The organism is Rhodanobacter sp. UC4451_H18 (assembly GCF_052978225.1).
Genome location: NZ_CM129663.1, coordinates 696,656 through 714,764, shown reverse-complemented (window position 1 = coordinate 714,764; position 18,109 = coordinate 696,656). Strand labels below are relative to the sequence as shown.

Genomic DNA, 18,109 nt, shown 5'->3' with positions numbered 1-18,109 from the left:
GCCCATGGTCGCGCAGAGTCATGACGATTGCAGCCCACGCATCTCCAACCCGCATGCTCGCCTGTACGGCGATGCTGCTGGCGCTCGGCTCTTCCGCTGTCGCGGGCGCCGGGCAGGTCACGCCGCCGACACCGGTGCGCGCGTACGCGCCGGCGCAGCGCGACGCGTCCCGCCATGCCGTGCGCCAGCAGCAGCTGCGCGATCAGGTGCGCCAGAGCGAACTGCAGCAGCAACTGCAACAGAACGTGTCCGACAACGCGAAGCGTCCGGGCGCGAAGAACAAGCTGCTGCAACGCCAGCTCGAGCAGGCCGACCAGGCGCGGCACGAGCGCGACCGCGCTGCGCTCAGGGACCTGCTCGACCGGCAGCAGGCCCACTCCGTGCTGCCGCGGGTGATCCCGCCGGATGCGCCGGCGCCGTCGCGCAGCGGCGGTTGATCAGCGGCGGTTGATCAGCGCGCCGCGCGGCGCCCGTCGTCAGCGCCGAACAGGTCGCCGTGCGCGATGCGGCGTTCCCACCCCAGCAGGAATCGCTTCGCCGGCAGGCCGCCGCCGAAGCCGGTGAGGCTGCCGTTGCTGCCGATCACGCGATGGCAGGGCACCACGATCGGCAGCGGGTTGCGCCCGTTCGCCGCGCCGACCGCGCGCATCGCCTGCGGCTGGCCGATACGGCGCGCCAGCTCGCCGTAGCTGATGGTCTCGGCGTAGGGGATGCGCGCCAGTTCCTCCCACACCGTCAGCTGGAACGCCGTGCCTTGCGGATGCAGCGGCAGGTCGAACCCGGTTCGCGTGCCCGCGAAGTATTCCTCCAGTTGCTCGCGCGCGAATGCGAGCGCCGACGACGAGCGCACCCAGTGCGGCGAAACCGGCCGCGGGTGCCGCTCGGTCTCGAAGCGGATCTCGCGCAGCCCCTGCGCGTCGGCCAGCAACAGCAGGCGGCCGACCGGGCTCGGCATCCCGTCGACGTGGATCGTTTCGGCGTTCATGGTTTGCTCCGTTGGGCGGTCGCGGCGTCGCCGACGCTGCGCCACAAATGCATCACCGCGTAGGCGCGCCACGGTCGCCATGCCTCGGCCAGCGCGGCGAGCGCCTTCGTGCCCAGTTCGGCGCCGTCGCCGGCCGCCGCTCGGCGCAGGATCAGGTCGGCGGCGGGGAATGCATCGGGGTGGCTCAGCGCGCGCATCGCCATGTAATGCGCAGTCCATTCGCCGATGCCGGGCAGCGCCACCCAGCGCGCGACGAACTCCTGCAGCGGTTGCTCCACGCGAAAATCCACGCGGCCGTCGAGCAGCGCCTGGGCGATGCCGCGGATCGCGGCGGCGCGCGCGGTGGTGACGCCGAGTTCGCGCAGGTCCGCGTCGGCCAGTTGCGCCGGGGTCGGAAACAGCCGTTCCAGGCCGTCCGGCAGCGGCAGCGCGAGCACCGAGCCGTGGCGCTGCACGATGCGCGAGGCCAGCGTACGTGCGGCCGCCACGCTGACTTGCTGGCCGAGCACCGCGCGCACCGCGATCTCGAAACCGTCCCAGCCGCCCGGCAGGCGCTGGCCCGGGTGCCGGCGCAGCATCGGTTTCAGCACCGCGCTGGCGCCCAGCGTCGCCGCGATCACGCGCGGGTCCGCGTCGAGGTCGAACATCCGCCGCGCTCGCGTGACCAGCGGCAGCAGTTGCGCGGGCCGTGCGCCGTGCAGTTCGAGTTGCAGCGCGTGGTCACCGCCCGGCGCCGCGGACAGACGCAGCCAGCCGGCATCATCCGCGTCGCCGAAGACGCGCGCGTAGGCGTGCTCGTCCACCCGTTCCACGCCGGGCAGCGCGCGCGTGCGCAGGAATGCCAGCAAGGCCGGGAAGTCGTATGGCGGGCGATAACCCAGGCGCAGCACCAGCGTGGCGCCGGCCGCAGCGCGCGGTTGCCGGCGCAGCTCGCGCGGCGGCATCCGGTTCGCCGCCGCAAACGCGGCATTGAAACGGCGCAGGCTGCCGAAGCCCGACGCCAGCGCCACCTCGGTCACGGGCAGCGCAGTCTCGGTCAGCAGTTGCTTGGCGAACAGCAGGCGGCGAGTGGTGTGCACGTCGATCGGCGGTGCGCCCAGATGCGCCACGAACAGGCGGCGCAGTTGCCGCGCGCCGACGCCCACGCGCGTGGCCAGCTCCGCCAGCGGACGCTCGCTCAGCGCGCCGGCATCGATCAGTTTCAGCGCACGCGCCACCACGTGCTCGCCGCGATGCCAGCTCGCATTGCCCGGCGCCAGTTCCGGCCGGCAGCGCAGGCAGGGCCGGAACCCGGCCGCTTCCGCGGCCGCGGCGCTGGCGTAGTAGCGGATGTTTGCCGGTTTCGGCGGCGGCGCCGGGCAGACCGGGCGGCAATAGATCCGCGTGCTGGTGACGGCGGTGAAGAACAATCCGTCGAAGCGGGCGTCGCGGCTCAGCCGCGCCTGTTCGCAGACGGCCAGCGCGGGCAGGATGGCGGCGGGTGATTCGGACATGGGCGCAGGCTAGCACTGCGGCGGCCGCGGAACTGGCCGTTTTCGGACCTCAATGCCGGATCGTCGGCAGCACCACCGCGGTGGGTCGCTGGCAGGCGCGCTGGCGGCTGCGGCGGAAGTCCCCCGCCTCCTTGTCGCTGGCGGGGCGGCCGCTGTCGCCACCATCGAACGCGACCCGCCACGAACCGTCCGGCGCGCGCCGCCATGTCGTCGAGAAATGTCCGATCGCGTAACGCGATGCCGCGTTCGCGCCCAGGTTCTCGAACAGGTACGGGCCGCTGGACGTCGCCAGCGTGCCGTCCGCGCTCGCGACCACGTACTGCGGATACCAGTCCAGCCGCACGGCCTTGCCGGCAAGGATCGCCGCCCAGTGCCGCACGATTGCCTGCGATCCGCGCACGGGCGTGTCCGCATTTGCGTCGAACACGCTGTCGTCGGCGAGGAACGCGGCGAATGCCGCGGCATCGTGCCGCTGCACGCTGCGGGCAAACGCCAGTTCGCGTTGCCATACCTCGCAGGCGGCGCGATCGGCCGCAGCCATCGCGGCGGACGCCGGCGCGCCGGGCAGGGCGGCAAGCAGCAGGATCAACCCCATCGAGCGTGACATCGGCGACTCCGGCGGTCGGGTTGCCGCGCAGCTTCCATCCGCCCCAGGCGTGGCGCCAGTGCCGGAACGCACGGGGCCATTGACGCAGCGCCGCGGGCATGGCCAGGTCAGCCTGGAGGCCTGCGCGAGCGTGGCGCTGCGCAAGCACACCGGCATCGACGCCGCCCGCAGCCCGCCCTCAGCCATGCCGACGGCCGCTCAGCGCCTGCGTTCGACGGGCACCCCGCGAAACGCGCGCTCCACGCCCTTCGCCCACCGGACGTTCAGGCGGAGGTGATGCCGAGCAGCCCGCCCACTGCGCCGAGCAGGGCGCGGCGATCGTAGGGCTTGGCCAGGAAGGTCGTGTTTTCGGGAAAACAGGTGAAGCTGTTGCGTGGATCCGCCGAGATCAGCATGACCTGGATGGACCGATGCCGTCGGGCGCGCAGCGCCAGTTCGATACCGTCGATGCCGCCGGGCATGTGGATGTCGCTCACCAGCAGGTCGATGGTGGAATCGTGCATCAGCATGTTCAACGCGCTGGTGCCGTTGCCGGCGGTCACGACGTGGTAGCCCTCGGCCTCCAGCACCATCGCGGTGGCGTCGCGGGCGCTGCGGTCATCCTCTGCCAGCAGGATGGTGTAGTTCTGCGCATGGGTCATGGCGATCTTCCGCAGACGGGGACCGACCATGATCTGTCCGGTGTAAAAGCCCGGTGAGGGTGGAATCTGTGTAGGCTGTAGCTCCCCGGGGGCGGCGACGCATGAACCGACTTGAGCGCTATCGACAGCTGGTCGGGTTCTTCCCCGATGGCATACATGAGCTCGACGTGTCCGGTCACATCGTCGGCATGAACGACAGCGGCCGCGCCGCGCTGTGCATTGCCGACCCGGTCAGCGCGATCGGGCAGCCGCTGGCCGCGTTCTGGCCCGAGGGAGCGCGTGCCGCGATCGATGCAGCGCTGGCGAGCGCGCGCGAGGGGCGCTCGGTCGAGTTCACCCAGGTGCTGCCGTCGGCCGACGGCGAAGATGGCTGGTGGGAGATCAGCGTGCATCCGTATCTGGATGCGCGACAGCGGGTGGACGGCATCGTCGTGATCAGCCATGACGTCACCGAGCCGGTGCAGGCAACGCTGGCCCTGGACACGGTGATCCACGGCCTGCACCGGCGGCTCAGCCTCAGCGAACTGGCCGGCGAAAGCGATGCCGCCCGCTATGAGGCGCTGGCCCGGCAGCTGGCGCGCGCACGGGTGTTCCAGCGGGAGGGAGCCGGCCGGGAGGCGTCGCTGAAGCTGCAACTGGGCCTGGCAAGCGCCGCCCAGGCGGTGGCCGAGCACGCCTCGCAGCAGGCGCAGAAAAACGAGGCGATTGGCCAACTGGTGGCGGGCCTCTCGCACGACTTCGCCAACATGCTGCAGATCGCCATGGTGGCGCTCAGCAGCATCGAGGACGATCCGGCCAACCTCGACGAGCGGCAGCGTCGCATGCTTGGCTACAGCATGGAGGGTGTACAGCACGCCGCGCTGCTCGCCAAGCGGCTTCTTGCGTTTGCCCGTGTGCACCGCTATGCGGCAGCGCCGGTGGAACTGACCGCGATCGTTCGCGACATCGAGGGTTTCGCCAGGCAGAGCCTGGGCGCCGGCATGGATTTCCAGGTTGGGCCCGTCGCTGACGAGCTGCCTACCCTGGGCGACTGCCATTCCATCGAACAGGCCTTCATCAACCTGTGCATCAATGCACGCGACGCATGTCGCGGGCAGGGCAGCATCCGGGTCGACCTGGGCGAGCTGATCGTGGGCGAGGCCGAGAGCAGCACGCTGCGCCAGGCGGGCGACTACGTCACCTTGGCCGTCACCGACAATGGCAGCGGCATGGAGGAAGCCGTGCGCGAGCGCCTGTTCGAGCCGTACTTCACCACCAAGCCCGAAGGCAGCGGCACCGGCCTGGGTCTGGCCCAGGTGTACGGCGTGATGCGGCAGGCCGGCGGTTTTGTCGACGTGGAATCCGCACCGGGCCAGGGCACCACGATGACCCTGGCGTTCCCGCGCCTGCGCCTGCCCGCAGCGGGCTGACCCGGCAGACCACCGCATTCGGGCCGTGCGGCCGCTGACCTATACTCGGCGGTCTGACTCACCGGAGCGCATCGCCATGAACGCACCCACCCGCATCGACACCACCCGCACCATCCGCGCGCCCCGCGGCAGCGAGCTTTCCTGCAAGAGCTGGCTCAGCGAGGCGCCGTTCCGCATGATCCAGAACAACCTCGATCCCGAGGTGGCGGAGAACCCGGCGGAGCTGGTGGTGTACGGCGGCATCGGCCGCGCCGCGCGCAACTGGGAGTGCTTCGACGCGATCTTGCGCAGCCTGCGCGAGTTGAACGACGACGAGACCCTGCTGGTGCAGTCCGGCAAGCCGGTCGGCGTGTTCCGCACGCATGCCGACGCGCCGCGCGTGCTGATCGCCAACTCCAACCTGGTGCCGCACTGGGCCACCTGGGAACACTTCAACGAGCTCGATAAAAAGGGCCTGATGATGTACGGCCAGATGACCGCCGGCTCATGGATCTACATCGGCTCGCAGGGCATCATCCAGGGCACCTACGAAACCTTCGTCGAGATGGGCCGCCAGCATCACGGCGGCAATCTCAAGGGCAAGTGGCTGCTCACCGCCGGCCTCGGCGGCATGGGCGCGGCGCAGCCGCTGGCCGCCTCGCTGGCCGGCATGTGCAGCCTCAACATCGAATGCCAGCAGAGCCGCATCGACTTCCGTCTGAAGACCCGCTACGTCGACGAGCAGGCCGGCAGCCTCGACGACGCGCTGGCGCGCATCGCGAAGTACACGAAAGCCGGCGAGGCGAAATCCGTCGCGCTGCTCGGCAACGCCGCCGACATCCTGCCGGAACTGGTCAAGCGGGGCGTGCGCCCCGACGCCGTCACCGACCAGACCAGCGCGCACGACCCGGTCAACGGCTACCTGCCGCAGGGCTGGACGCTGGAGCAGTGGTTCGAGCGCCGCAAGGCCGACCCGGTCGGCACCGCGCGCGCCGCCAAGCTGTCGATGAAGACCCACGTGGAGGCGATGCTCGCGTTCCACGCGCAGGGCGTCCCCACCTTCGACTACGGCAACAATATCCGCCAGATGGCCAAGGACGTCGGCTGCGAAAACGCGTTCGCATTCCCCGGCTTCGTGCCCGCCTACGTGCGCCCGCTGTTCTGCCGCGGCATCGGCCCGTTCCGCTGGGTCGCGCTGTCCGGCGACCCGGAAGACATCTACAAGACCGACGCCAAGGTCAAGGAACTCATCCCCGATGACGAACACCTGCACCGCTGGCTCGACATGGCCAGGGAGCGCATCAGCTTCCAGGGCCTGCCGGCGCGGATCTGCTGGGTGGGGCTGGGGCTGCGCGACAAGCTCGGGCTGGCGTTCAACGAGATGGTGCGCAAGGGGGAGTTGAAGGCGCCGGTGGTGATCGGGCGGGACCATCTGGATTCCGGCTCGGTCGCGTCACCGAACCGCGAGACCGAGGCGATGAAAGACGGCAGCGACGCCGTCAGCGATTGGCCGCTGCTCAACGCGATGTTGAATGTGGCCGGTGGGGCGACATGGGTGTCGCTGCATCATGGCGGCGGAGTGGGGATGGGGTACTCGCAGCACTCGGGCGTGGTGATCGTCTGCGACGGCACGGCCGAGGCGGACAAGCGGATTGCGCGGGTGCTGTGGAACGATCCGGGTACTGGGGTGATGCGGCATGCGGATGCGGGGTACGAGATTGCGGTGGAGTGCGCGAAGGAGCAGGGGTTGAAGTTGCCGATGGTTTGAGTGCCAGCTACGGCATTGCCGTACATACGGCAATGCCGTATGATCGGGCAAGACGGAAAGGAGTCTGTCCATGTTCGAGTTCATCGAGTCGCCGCTCTTCGAGCGATTGATCTATGACTATCTCGACGATGAAGGCTATGGCGCGTTGCAAGCCGCGTTGTCGCAATGGCCGGAAGCGGGCGATCTGATCCCGGGTTCGGGCGGATGCCGGAAGTTGCGCTGGCATCTGCCTGGCAAGGGCAAACGCGGCGGCCTTCGCGTCGTTTACTACGTCAAGTTGCGCGATGGACGCATCTGGTTACTGGCTGTTTACGGCAAGAGCATGCAGGAGAATGTCCCCGCGCATGTCCTCAAGGCCCTGAAAGAGGAATTCGTTCATGGCGAAAATGACTGAAGCTCAATTGGCCGAGCGTGACAGCAAGCGCAACCTCGGCGAAGAACTGCTGCAGGCGGTGCGCGACATCAAGGCTGGCCGTACCGGTCGCATATTCCGCGTCGAAGTGACCCAAGCCACCGAAGCCCGTGTCAAGCTGGGCCTGTCGCAAGCAGATTTCGCGGCCATGCTTGGAGTATCGGTACGTACACTGCAGGATTGGGAGCAGGGCAGGCGCGAACCGAGCGGTGCGGCGAAGGCGCTGCTGAAAATCACCGTGGCCGCGCCGAAGACGGTGCGCAAGGTGCTCGCGGCGGCTTGATAAGTGAACCTGATCCCGTTCTTGAAATCTTGAAGGCCTGCAGCGATTGCGGGCCTTTTGCTTCTTCAACTTCCAAGCACCACACAAGCATCGGAGCATTGTGTGACGAACACCATGCTTGTATGGTCGGCGGAGCCACATGCCAAAGGGGGACTTGGAATGGCTGCCATACCGAAGAAAGTCGCGGAGCGTCTTGTCGTTGGCCTTAAACGCTATCAGCCCATCTTGGCCGCCGCGAAAGCTCGCGACGTTGGCGAAGCAGATACCGTCACGATCATCAAGGACATGCTGGCCGACGTGTTCGGATACGACAAGTATTCGGATGTCACATCGGAGCACGCCATCCGCGGCACGTACTGCGACCTCGCGATCAAGATCGATGGGCATCTCCAGACGTTGATCGAGGTCAAGGCCATAGGTCTTGATCTGAAGGAACAGCACGTCAAGCAGGCCATTGACTACGCGGCGAATCAGGGCGTGGACTGGGTTCTGCTCAGCAACGGTATGACGTGGCGCGTGTATCACCTGATCTTCGCCAAGCCAATTGATCAGGAGCTTGTACTGGAAATCGACTTCTGCGCGCTCAACCCTCGCGTCCAAGGTGACGTCGAACTGCTCTATCTCTGGTGCAAAGAGGGTTGGCAGCGATCGGTGCTTGGGGAATATCACACCCAGAAGCAGGCACTATCCCGATTCTTCATCGGTGCGATGCTGCAGACAGATGTCGTGCTGGATGTGATCCGTCGCGAACTCCGCCGCATATCTCCCAACGTGCGCATTGATTCGACGCAGATCAAGGATGTGCTGATCAACGAGGTCATCAAGCGCGACGTACTTGAAGGCGACAAGGCGGATGAGGCGCGCAAGAAGGTCGCGAAGTCTGCAAACAAGATGCTGAGGGCTGCGTCGGCCAAGCCAGCACAAGCGGATGTGGCTACTGCTGAAATGCTTTAAATGAACCTGATCCCTTTTTTGGCCGATGACGTGAACGGCGCCGCAGAAGACAAAAAGGTCCTTTATATGGGACTTTTCTTTCCGGCGCCTTTGTTGTCTATCAGGTGCCTCTCTAGTATGTTCACGTCATTTCACTGAACGGTATTCGGGGCGGCTTTTTTTGAAGCTGGCCGCACTATTTGGGTGAGATTCGACATTCGGAGACTTGGCCCGTGGGTACTGTAGAAAAATTCTTAGGCGCAAGCTCGTGAACGAACTTCTGAATAAGCTATCGTCCTACAATATATTTAACTACCTGTTTCCTGGGGCGATCTTCTCGATCCTTGCGGATCGATTCCACATTCTTGATTCGCCGAACGACATAATAAGGCAGCTTCTCTGGTATTACTTCGCCGGAATGGTAATTAGCCGCATCGGTTCAGTCATACTGGAGCCGATCCTGCGGCGCGCGTCATTTGTCAGGTATTCCGACTATTCCAAATATCTACGTGCATGCTCTTTGGATCCAAAGCTTGATCTAATGGTGGAAGTTTCCAACACCTATCGGACACTTGCTACTGCGTTCGTGATTCTTTTTCTCGGTGTGTTTCTCGATCGGATTGCGAAAGCATTCGACATGCCCGTCTTTTGGATGAACGCGGTAGCGCTACTGCTGCTCAGTGTTTTATTTCTATTCTCTTTCAAGAAACAATCGGATTATGTGACTAAGCGAGTAAACCACAACGGAGGTGCCTAGTGGCCATCGTGAAGAGCTTCGCCGTCGGTAACGGTGACATGTGCTACATCAAGCATAATAGCGATAACTTCACCATCGTCGACTGCAATCTCACTGGCGATCGAAATGATGAGATAATTCAAGAACTAAAGGAGCAGGCTGGATCAACAAGAATGCGCCGATTCATTTCTACTCATCCTGATCAGGATCATTTTGGTGGAATTGAGAAGCTCGATGCAGAATTTTCCATATGGAATTTTTACGTAATCAGGAATCATGCTGTCAAGGAAGATGAGACAGAATCATTTAAGTACTACTGCAAGCTGAGGGACGACGAAAAGGCATTCCATATTCATAAGGATTGCAGTCGAAAGTGGATGAATCAAAGCGACGAGACCCGTTCGACTGCTGGCGTCAATATTTTGTGGCCAGACACGTCAAACGAGCATTTTAGAGAGGCGCTAGCCGATTGCGACGCGGGGGTGAGCTTCAACAATACCTCAGCGGTAATCCGTTATTCTGTCGAGAATGGCGCGTCAGTAATGTGGCTTGGGGATCTTGAAACTCAATTCATGGAGAACATAGTAGATAGCATTGCTCTCCCGAAGACGACGATTGTCTTCGCTTCGCACCATGGTCGAAAATCCGGGAAAATTCCTGATTCTTGGTTGGAAAAGCTAGATCCTCAAGTAATCATAATCGGTGAAGCCCCATCGCGACATCTGCATTACTACACCGGCTACAAGACGATAACGCAGAATATGGCGGGTGACATCACAATAGACATTGTTGATGACAGAGTTCATTTTTATGTTTCGAACGAAAACTATAGTCACGCTGAATTGACTGACGAAAGCCAAGCGATGTTTGAAAATTATATCGGAAGCATAACAGTGGAAACTGAATATACATTGGATGGATGACGATTTAACGGAAGAACGGCACGCCGCGAAAAAGGTGTCACCATTTCGCCGTCCGCGCCCGCGAAAAGGTGTCAGGGACAATTTCGGGGCGGCAACAGGCGTCGTCAAATTGTCCCCGTTCAAAGATGTCCGTCAAAGCCAGGCCATCTCACTCTGACCCCGGTTTTATTTCGGCAGCCCCGCCAGCCACGCCAGCACCGCGTGTGACAGCTCGATGCGCTTGTCCGAATAGGCGTGGTCGGTGGCGAAGTGCTGCGTAGTCACGTGCGTGTCGCCGGCGCTGCGCAAGGCAGCGGCGAAGGCGCTGTTCTCCCGGGTGAGGCCGTCGTCGGCCGTGAGGATCAGCGCGTTGCGGTTTTTCAGTGCATCCACCTTGTCCAGGAACGGCCAGCTCATGGCGTGGTCCGACAGCTCTTTGGCCAGCCCGTCCGGTGTGCATCCCGCCAGCGGCGCCATGCCTTCTTCGGCCAGTCCGTGGGCCATGGCGGCGATCGCGTCGGAGCGCTTTTCCTTCTCAAGAAGGGCTTGCATGCGCCCGGACATGTCGGCGGCCGAAATGGTGGCGAAGGCCTTGATCGCGGGGTCCGCCGCAGCGGCCTCGACGGTCATGAAGCCGCCCATGCTGTGGCCGATCAGCACGATGCGGTTGGGATCCAGTCGCAACGACCGGGCTACCTCCGGCTGGCGCAGGTAGGCGATGGCGGCCCCGGTATCCTCGATGCTGTGCGCGAACGAGAAGTCGCCCGGCGTGCCCCACGAACCGCGGTAATTGAAGTACAGGACATCCCAACCGGCGCGTCGCATGTCCTGCGCCAGATCGAGGTTGCGCTCGTTGCCGGGAAACCCGTGCAGCAGGATCACCACCGGATGGGGACCCGCACCCGCGGCGATGTAGACCAATGCGTTCATCAGCTCCCCATGGCTGGGGATCTGCATGGTCTGCATGGAGGCGCGATCAGGCGCGTGGGCCATTGCCGCATCCTGAGGCGTACCCGGAACCGGCGGCATCCCGGCGCGGACGGCTCCAGCGGCGAGCGCAAGACAGGCGCTGAGGAACACAACCCTTGCGTGCTTCATGGCATTCCCCTGAGCGGAATTGGACAAGTCTGGTACGGAAGGAGCGCCGAACGCCAACCTTGCCAGACTACTCCGCCGAACGAGGCCATCTCAATCCGGCCCCGTTCGTTCCTGTTTCCAAGGAACGAGCCGCCGCGAGCCTTGCGAACTCGCGGCGGCCTGTTGTCACAAAGGTCAGGAAAAACGAGGGTCAGAGTCTGAGGTTTCCCCACGTTTTCATGCCGGTACATGCAGTTGATCCAGCAACTGTGGACTGGGACGCCGTAGCTGATCGATGAGCTCGCTCAGACGCGTGCTCGACCATCGTCGCACCAGCGCCTCGTGCCCCAGTCGCATGACAGAGTAGAGACGTCAGGGACAAGGGGACGGAGGTAATTGAATCCGAACGGACATCGGGCAACTGCTCCAAAGGACGCGGCGGAGCTGATCAAGCCGCCGGCAAAGCAGGCACAAGACTGATACCGTTCGCCGTATGGTGTGGTCCAGTCCGGCCACGCGCTCGTTGTCGGCAGACGGCCATCCAGGGGGACGCATCGATGAACAGGATCATGACGGCGGCGGCGCTTGTATTGCTGACCGTGTGCACGGCGCGGGCAACGATTCCGCCGACGTCGAAACTCGCCGATCGGGCCGCCGAGCCGGCGGCAGGTGTCGTCCAGTTGGTGCAGAAGGCCTTCGCTGACGCCAGTCACAATGACACGGCGTCCGCACAGGCGGAACTCGACAAGGCGATTCGTGCCGAGGGTTTCAACGACCTTCCGACGGATCTGCGATACCGCGCACTGCTGGTTGCCAGCCTGATCGCCACCCAGAACGGCCAGGACAAGAGGGCTCACGAAACGGCCGTACGGGCGACGGCTTTTGACGAGGCCGATGAAACGGCATGGATGACCCGCCTCTCCAGCGCGTTCTCCACCGGCGATTACAGCGATGCAGGGCATAGCGTGGCGGTCTTTGCCCGGCGCTGGCCGGGAAAACTGGGCGACGTGAATTCAGGCGCGATCAGGCAACTTCATTACCAGTACCTGCAGGCGCAGAACCCTGACACGGACCGGGAGATGCTGGACGCGCTGTTCGATGCGGGATGGTCGCAGAGCGGTGTCGAGCCCGGCAACTTGTGGCGTGACCTGGCGCTGCTGCACATCGAACGCAACGACATCGCGCGCGCTACGGCGGTGGCCTTGCGGATCACCTCGGCCCAGGCGGCGCTCAGCATGCGCGTGGATCGGCGCTTCGACCCCATCACCCTGAAGCGCTCTCGGAATTTCGATATTGATCGCCTGGTCGCCGCGGAGATCGAGGCAGCGCAGGAACGGGTGAAGGCCCAACCGGACAAGCTTGAGCCCATTGCGGACCTTCAAGAGCTGCTGCTGATCACCGGCCAGAATGCGCGCGTGCTTTCGATCAGCGACACGGTACTCGTTCATGCCGGGCGCGGAGACGGCCCCAAGACCTATACGGACTTTGACGACAAATACCCCTGGGTGCTCGACAACCGTTCACGGGCGTTCAAACGGCAGGGACGTTGGGACGATGCCGTGCGCGTCGAGGTATTGGCAGCGCGGCGCCCCGAGCATGGCGGCATGAACGTGAGCCAGTTGATCAATCTCGGCGGGTTGTACGTCGATCTCGGCTTGCCCGACAAGGCAGCCGATGCCATCGTCGAACTCGGCGACATGAGTCCCTTCGGTCGCATGCAGCTGGAAAGCGTGAAACTGCGAATCGCCGTCGCGAAAAGCGATGCCGCCGCCATCGCTGCCTCCATGAGCTATCAGCGCGAGCATCGTGCCGATGCCATTGCCACGTGGGAGGACGCCCTGCTGCTCTGCGGGAAGCTCGACGAGGCTGCATCCCTGCTCATCGAGCGGCTGCAGAAGCCCGCCTGGCGGAATGCCGCACTGGTCGACATGCAGCATTACGCCGATGTCACCGAGACGCCGACGGAAAAGCTGATTCACGACCGTTGGATCACGGTCACCGCGCGGCCCGATGTTCAGGCCGCCATGCAGAAGGTCGGCCGGGTGGAGCGGTTCCACATAGCGGGGGCGCTGCGTTGACCCGTCAATTGAAGGGGGCGTGGCCAGTCAAATTCGGTCGTCGTCTGGCAGGGCCCGTCGCCTGCCTGGCTTGATTGGCCACGTCCCCTTTTCCAGGGAGCGCGGCCGCTGGGCGTGCGCATGGCGCACACTGTCGCCATCACCACTGGTTCAAGCCGAGGAGCCGAACCATGACTGACGTTCACGTCATCCGGGAAGAAAACGGCCGGCATGGCCGCTATGTCGCAACGGTGGCGGGTATCGAGGCTGAAGCGGAACTGGTTTTCACGCATCGCGGGCCGGGGCTGATCAGCGCGGACCACACCCTGTCGCCGGAGAGCCTGAAAGGAACCGGCGCGGCGTCGGCGCTGGTCGATCGGCTGATCGCCGACGCGCGCGGGCAGGGTTTCCGGATCATTCCGTTCTGCCCCTATGTCCGTGCGCGCTATCTGAAGAACCCGGCCTGGCAGGACGTGATGACGGTGGCGCCGGGTGTGGTGCCGGAACCGTGCACTGACCAGGCATGACGTATGGCGCGGAGGCATCCGTGCCGTGCCCTGTTCCCCGTTCTTCAGGTTGACGGCGGGCGCGCCGATTTCAGCCCGGCAGCGCAGGTGAAGGAGGTCGCAGCGAAAAAAAAGGAGGCGCACTGCGCCTCCCACCATCAATTTATATCAGTCACCGGGGCTTGCGGCAAGGCTGCCGGGGCGTCTGAGAATCGCCGGCCTGCCGATCGGGCAGCAAGCATGAGGTACGCCGGGGATGCATGACGACGACGAGTGGGTTCCGGTTTCCCACGGGAACTGCCATCGCGTGGAAGGGCCGTTCTACCACGGGACGAAGGCGGATCTTTCCCTGGGTGATTTGCTGATGGCCGGGTTCACCTCCAACTACGACGTCCGCGTCGTGATGAACCACATCTATTTCACCGCCGTAGCAAAGGGGGCCGGCCTTGCCGCGGAGATGGCGCGCGGCAGGGGAAGGCCGCGGGTCTATGTCGTCACGCCGACCGGTGCGTTCGAAGACGACCCCAACGTGACGAACAAGAAATTCCCCGGCAACCCCACTCGCTCCTACCGAAGCGCGGCGCCGCTGAGGATCGTGGGCGAGCTCGAACGCTGGGAGCCCTACGACGCGGAGTTCATCCGGGAACTGAAGCGTCGCGTCGAAGCCGGTATGGGGGAGATCATCAATTGACACGTCGAGTCATTTCGGCGTGAGCCGATACAAGCCGCCGGGGCCGGCGTCCTCCAGCATCCACAGCGAGCCGTCCAGCGCTTCCTTGATATCGCGCACGCGCTTGCCGACGTTCCAGCGGTCGACCGCGGTGGTGCCGCACTTGCCATCGAACGTGACGCGGATGATGGCCTCGCTGGCCAAATGAAAGGGGACGTGAAAAAGAAGGGGCGTGGCTAATTGAATTCGGTCGTCGTCTGGCAAGGCCAGCCGCCTGCCTGGCTTGATTGGCCACGTCCACTTTTCCCGGTACCCCCTTCGCGTGACACTTTCCGCGGGAAATACTTTCCGCGTGCCCGCTTCGAACATCTGTAGCAGAATCCTCCCGCGGCGGTGCGCAGCCGGCAGTGCATCGTGCGACATCGATGCCGGCCACCGGGGACCAGGGGAAAGACATCATGGCGCTCGATCGGAGATTTCTGCTCTGCGGTTTTGCCTATGCCATCGCGGGCATGGGGCTTGGCATCTACATGGCGGCTTCGCACAACCACGCCTTGGGATGCTCTGATCTATTGATCTCGACATAGCCGTCCAGACGGCCGCGCGGAAACTCTATTTTTGCTGCGGTAAAAACGGCTTTTGAAACTGAACTGCCGCCATCATGGCGCCGATTTACCTCGAACCCCCCGATTTCCAGCCTTACGAGCGCACCTCTCCTGAAGATGCCCACAAGATTCGTCGCGCCATCCACAGATTCGACAGCGCGAACAGCGTCAGCACTTGAGACGTGTTCTTGAGCAGTCCCTTGAAGCGCACCTTCTGGTAGCCAAACTGCCGCTTCACTACCCGGAATGGGTGTTCCACCTTGGAGCGAACGGCGGCCTTCATGTGTTCGGTGTGCTTGACCGCGTCCTTCAACTCGCCTTCGGGCATCGCCTTGATACCGCCGCGCTTGGCCGCGATGTACCACGTGCGGCCGCGCTTGGGGGCTCGTTTCTCCGCTCCCTGATAGCCGGCATCGGCGTACACCGTCTTCTCCTTGCCGTGCAGCAATTTGGCCACTTCCATTACGTCGCCAACGTTGGCTGGTGTCGTGGTCACTGTGTGCACCAAGCCCGATTCCACGTCCACGCCGATATGGGCCTTCATCCCGAAGTACCACTGCTGGCCCTTCTTCGTCTGGCGCATCTCCGGGTCACGCTGTTTGCTCGCGTTCTTGGTCGAGGACGGTGCCTGGATGATCGTGGCGTCCACGATCGTTCCCTGACGCAGCAACAGGCCTTTGCCGCTTAGATGGCCATTGACCGCGGCGAGCATCTTCGCCGCCAAGCCGTGCTGCTCCAGGAAGCGGCGGAACTTCAAGATCGTTGTCTCATCCGGAATCGCATCTTCGTTCAACTCCAGCCCCGCGAACCGGCGCATCGACTCGATCTCGTACAGCGCATCCTCCATCGCCGGATCGCTCAGCGCGTACCACTGCTGCATGAAGTGGATGCGCAGCATCACCGACGGCGGCATGGGCGGGCGGCCGCGGCGACCGGCGGTGGGATAGCTCGGTTCGATCAGTGCCAGAAGATCAGCCCATGGCACGACCTCGTCCATCTCGCCAAGGAATTTCTCCCGGCGGGTTGGCTTCTTCTTAGCATCAAAACTCAACGACGCGAACGAACGCTGCTTCATCGGGGATGTGCTTCCTGGGACTCGTCGCTATGATGCCGCAGACGGGGAATAAATCAGAGCATCCCTTGTTCGTGGCGCACGCGCACATGCTGCTGCTGGGTTTTGTGGTGTCCTTCATCTACGCGTTGATCCACAAGCTGTGGCTCGTCGGCGCGGGGGGCAGGGTCGCCGGCTTCCAGTTCTACCTGCATCAGCTGGCGGTGCTGGTGTTGTCCGTGGGCCTGGTCCTGCTATATGGCGGCGTGGTTCCGGAACCGGCGATCGGGCCCCTGCTCGGTGCGGCGGCGGTGGGTGTGCTGGTCGCCCTGCTGTTGATGGCCTGGCTGGTGCTGCGAATCAAAGGGGACGTGGCCAAATAAATCCGGTCGTCGTCTGGCAGGGCCAGTCGCCTGCTTGGCTGAATTGGCCACGCGCCCTTTTTTCTGGACGTCCCTGCATGCTTGCCTGGACAGCCTCATTCGTGCGGGTCACGGCTTGGGCCGCGGGGTGGTTGCCACGCTGGGTGGCAGGGTCGGCAGCGCGACCTTCGGCTGGTCGCCGGTCAGGGCCCCGAGGAAAACCTCGATCTTGCCGACCTCCTCGTCGCTCAGCTTCGCGCCGAGCTGGCTGCTGCCCATGATCGCGACGGCCTGGCGAAGATCCCACACCTTGCCCGTGTGGAAATAGGGCGCGGTCAGCGCGATGTTGCGCAGCGAGGGCACCCGGAACACGTATTCGTCGCTGGCCGTCTTGGTCACCGCGAAGCGCCCCTTGTCCCCCGGCGGGAGAATGTCGGCACCGGGCCGCTCGACCACGCCGAACGGGGCGTACATGCCCCCGCCGATGTTGATGCCGTTGTGGCATGCCGCGCAGCCCTTGTTGATGAACAGCGCCAGGCCTTCCTGCTGGTTTGCGTCGAGCGCCTTCTCGTTGCCCTTGAGGTAGCGATCGAACGGCGCGTTCGGCGTGATCAGGGTGGCCTCGAACAAGGCGATGGCCTTGCGTACGTTGTCGAACGTAATCGGATCGGGCACGGCCGGATAGGCCTTGGCGAACACGGCGGCGTAGCCGGGAATCCCCTTGAGCTGTTCGACGACATGTGACTCGGTGGTGTCCATCTCGACCGGGTTGACCAGCGGACCGCCAGCCTGCTGTTCAAGGTCCTTGGCGCGCCCATCCCAGAATTGGGCAACGTCGAACACCGCGTTGTAGACGGTCGGCGCATTGCGACCGCCATGCTGCCAGCGATGACCCAGCGAAGTCTCCTGCAGGTCGACCCCGCCCATGCCGACCATGTGGCATGAGTTGCAGTTGATGGCATGGCTTTCGGACAGCCGTGGCTCGAAGTAAAGCATCTTGCCTAGCTCCACCCTGGCCGGGGTCGCCGCATTGCCCGGCAACGGCGGCGCATTGGCGGGTATCGGTTTGAACAGACCCTGGGCCTGCTTCATCAATGCCGTTTGCGACCATGCCTGGCCTGTCGCCAGGGAGGCGAGAACCATCAGTGAAACCAGCTTGATCGGCGACATGAGCTGACTCTCCGAAGTTGGGGGGCAATCGAAACCATCAATGTCCGTGGCGTATCCAGGAAACCCTGGCGATGCGGGAACGCGGCGCGGAACAGACGACACGGTGGATGACGCCGGGGTCGTCGCCATGCCTGTCGTCCTGGCCCAAGCGGAGTCGCCGGCCTTGCCTGTCGATGCCGGATCGCGCTGGCAACACCCGCATGCTCGGTTCATCGGCACCGATGGCTGTTGACCGAGATCAACAAAAGCGATTTCGAAACGAAGGCAGGCGTCCGGCCCGCGACCATCGCTCCGTGCTGTCTGCAACAAGGGCATGCGGGAACAAAGGAGACGCGTCCAATTGAATTCGTGCTCGTGCGTCGGTCGAGATTGCGGATGGACCCACCGGGGAATTGAACATGGCGGGCTCCTGGCCGCGGAGCGAAAAACGGCCAGCCGGGTTGTGCCGGCTGGCAAGCCTCGT

Annotated in this window: 20 protein-coding genes; 12 read left to right on the top strand and 8 right to left on the bottom strand. The window is 63.9% G+C overall.

What is annotated here, in order from left to right; all coding sequences use genetic code 11:
- Window positions 1-53 precede the first annotated feature (53 nt).
- Window positions 54-437, top strand: a complete 384-nt coding sequence (locus ACVCMG_RS03515; RefSeq protein WP_447114884.1) for a hypothetical protein — start codon at window positions 54-56, stop codon at window positions 435-437.
- A gap of 14 nt (window positions 438-451) precedes the next feature.
- Here ACVCMG_RS03515 and ACVCMG_RS03510 read toward each other — a convergent pair whose 3' ends face one another.
- The 4 genes from ACVCMG_RS03510 to ACVCMG_RS03495 all read right to left on the bottom strand — a co-directional run bounded on the left by ACVCMG_RS03510 (window position 452) and on the right by ACVCMG_RS03495 (window position 3,726).
- Window positions 452-985 carry a methylated-DNA--[protein]-cysteine S-methyltransferase gene (locus ACVCMG_RS03510; protein WP_395117998.1) on the bottom strand — a complete coding sequence of 178 codons (534 nt, stop codon included), beginning with the start codon at window positions 983-985 and terminating at the stop codon, window positions 452-454.
- Window positions 982-2,478: an AlkA N-terminal domain-containing protein gene (locus ACVCMG_RS03505; RefSeq protein ID WP_447105993.1), complete on the bottom strand. Its 1,497-nt coding sequence runs from the start codon at window positions 2,476-2,478 to the stop codon at window positions 982-984. Before ACVCMG_RS03505 ends, ACVCMG_RS03510 begins: the two co-directional genes overlap by 4 nt.
- A gap of 49 nt (window positions 2,479-2,527) precedes the next feature.
- The gene (locus tag ACVCMG_RS03500) at window positions 2,528-3,085 is read right to left on the bottom strand and encodes a nuclear transport factor 2 family protein (protein WP_447114883.1); all 558 of its coding nucleotides are present in this window, start codon (window positions 3,083-3,085) and stop codon (window positions 2,528-2,530) included.
- A 263-nt stretch (window positions 3,086-3,348) separates the two neighbouring features.
- Window positions 3,349-3,726, bottom strand: a complete 378-nt coding sequence (locus tag ACVCMG_RS03495) for a response regulator (protein ID WP_447114882.1) — start codon at window positions 3,724-3,726, stop codon at window positions 3,349-3,351.
- Window positions 3,727-3,827: 101 nt separating this feature from the next.
- Between ACVCMG_RS03495 and ACVCMG_RS03490 the strand changes: the two genes are divergently transcribed.
- The 7 genes from ACVCMG_RS03490 (at window position 3,828) to ACVCMG_RS03460 (ending at window position 10,169) form a co-directional block, all read left to right on the top strand.
- On the top strand, window positions 3,828-5,135 hold the full coding sequence (locus tag ACVCMG_RS03490) for a two-component system sensor histidine kinase NtrB (RefSeq protein WP_447114881.1): 1,308 nt from the start codon (window positions 3,828-3,830) through the stop codon (window positions 5,133-5,135).
- A gap of 76 nt (window positions 5,136-5,211) precedes the next feature.
- Window positions 5,212-6,882, top strand: coding sequence for a urocanate hydratase (gene hutU, locus ACVCMG_RS03485; protein WP_447114880.1), 1,671 nt, complete (start codon window positions 5,212-5,214; stop codon window positions 6,880-6,882).
- Between the two features lie 70 nt (window positions 6,883-6,952).
- The gene (locus ACVCMG_RS03480; RefSeq protein ID WP_395118010.1) at window positions 6,953-7,276 is read left to right on the top strand and encodes a transcriptional regulator; all 324 of its coding nucleotides are present in this window, start codon (window positions 6,953-6,955) and stop codon (window positions 7,274-7,276) included.
- Window positions 7,260-7,577, top strand: coding sequence for a helix-turn-helix domain-containing protein (locus ACVCMG_RS03475; protein WP_447114879.1), 318 nt, complete (start codon window positions 7,260-7,262; stop codon window positions 7,575-7,577). The genes ACVCMG_RS03480 and ACVCMG_RS03475 overlap by 17 nt, the downstream gene beginning before the upstream one ends.
- 102 nt (window positions 7,578-7,679) lie before the next feature.
- The gene (locus tag ACVCMG_RS03470; RefSeq protein WP_447114878.1) at window positions 7,680-8,531 is read left to right on the top strand and encodes a hypothetical protein; all 852 of its coding nucleotides are present in this window, start codon (window positions 7,680-7,682) and stop codon (window positions 8,529-8,531) included.
- 247 nt (window positions 8,532-8,778) lie between these two features.
- On the top strand, window positions 8,779-9,267 hold the full coding sequence (locus ACVCMG_RS03465) for a hypothetical protein (protein ID WP_447114877.1): 489 nt from the start codon (window positions 8,779-8,781) through the stop codon (window positions 9,265-9,267).
- Window positions 9,267-10,169 carry a hypothetical protein gene (locus ACVCMG_RS03460; RefSeq protein WP_447114876.1) on the top strand — a complete coding sequence of 301 codons (903 nt, stop codon included), beginning with the start codon at window positions 9,267-9,269 and terminating at the stop codon, window positions 10,167-10,169. The genes ACVCMG_RS03465 and ACVCMG_RS03460 overlap by 1 nt, the downstream gene beginning before the upstream one ends.
- A 165-nt stretch (window positions 10,170-10,334) precedes the next feature.
- Here the strand turns inward: ACVCMG_RS03460 and ACVCMG_RS03455 are convergent, their stop codons facing one another.
- Window positions 10,335-11,273 carry an alpha/beta hydrolase family protein gene (locus tag ACVCMG_RS03455; RefSeq protein ID WP_447114875.1) on the bottom strand — a complete coding sequence of 313 codons (939 nt, stop codon included), beginning with the start codon at window positions 11,271-11,273 and terminating at the stop codon, window positions 10,335-10,337.
- A gap of 509 nt (window positions 11,274-11,782) precedes the next feature.
- Between ACVCMG_RS03455 and ACVCMG_RS03450 the strand changes: the two genes are divergently transcribed.
- From ACVCMG_RS03450 to arr, 3 genes are all read left to right on the top strand, one after another.
- Window positions 11,783-13,303, top strand: a complete 1,521-nt coding sequence (locus tag ACVCMG_RS03450; protein ID WP_447114874.1) for a hypothetical protein — start codon at window positions 11,783-11,785, stop codon at window positions 13,301-13,303.
- 170 nt (window positions 13,304-13,473) lie between these two features.
- Window positions 13,474-13,809 carry a GNAT family N-acetyltransferase gene (locus ACVCMG_RS03445; protein WP_395118029.1) on the top strand — a complete coding sequence of 112 codons (336 nt, stop codon included), beginning with the start codon at window positions 13,474-13,476 and terminating at the stop codon, window positions 13,807-13,809.
- A gap of 235 nt (window positions 13,810-14,044) precedes the next feature.
- Entirely contained in the window at window positions 14,045-14,479 is a 435-nt protein-coding gene (gene arr, locus ACVCMG_RS03440; protein ID WP_395118031.1) for an NAD(+)--rifampin ADP-ribosyltransferase, read from the top strand.
- 9 nt (window positions 14,480-14,488) lie between these two features.
- Here the strand turns inward: arr and ACVCMG_RS03435 are convergent, their stop codons facing one another.
- Together ACVCMG_RS03435 and ACVCMG_RS03430 are read right to left on the bottom strand one after the other, a co-directional pair.
- Window positions 14,489-14,827, bottom strand: coding sequence for a PQQ-dependent sugar dehydrogenase (locus ACVCMG_RS03435; protein WP_447114873.1), 339 nt, complete (start codon window positions 14,825-14,827; stop codon window positions 14,489-14,491).
- Window positions 14,828-15,157: 330 nt separating this feature from the next.
- Window positions 15,158-16,138 (bottom strand): IS5 family transposase, encoded by a 981-nt coding sequence (locus tag ACVCMG_RS03430; protein ID WP_447114872.1) that lies wholly within the window; start codon window positions 16,136-16,138, stop codon window positions 15,158-15,160.
- Between the two features lie 86 nt (window positions 16,139-16,224).
- On the opposite strand from ACVCMG_RS03430, the gene ACVCMG_RS03425 reads away from it, so the two are divergent.
- Window positions 16,225-16,497 carry a hypothetical protein gene (locus ACVCMG_RS03425; RefSeq protein WP_447114871.1) on the top strand — a complete coding sequence of 91 codons (273 nt, stop codon included), beginning with the start codon at window positions 16,225-16,227 and terminating at the stop codon, window positions 16,495-16,497.
- 108 nt (window positions 16,498-16,605) lie between these two features.
- Here the strand turns inward: ACVCMG_RS03425 and ACVCMG_RS03420 are convergent, their stop codons facing one another.
- The gene (locus ACVCMG_RS03420; RefSeq protein WP_447114870.1) at window positions 16,606-17,646 is read right to left on the bottom strand and encodes a cytochrome-c peroxidase; all 1,041 of its coding nucleotides are present in this window, start codon (window positions 17,644-17,646) and stop codon (window positions 16,606-16,608) included.
- Between the last annotated feature and the right edge of the window lie 463 nt (window positions 17,647-18,109).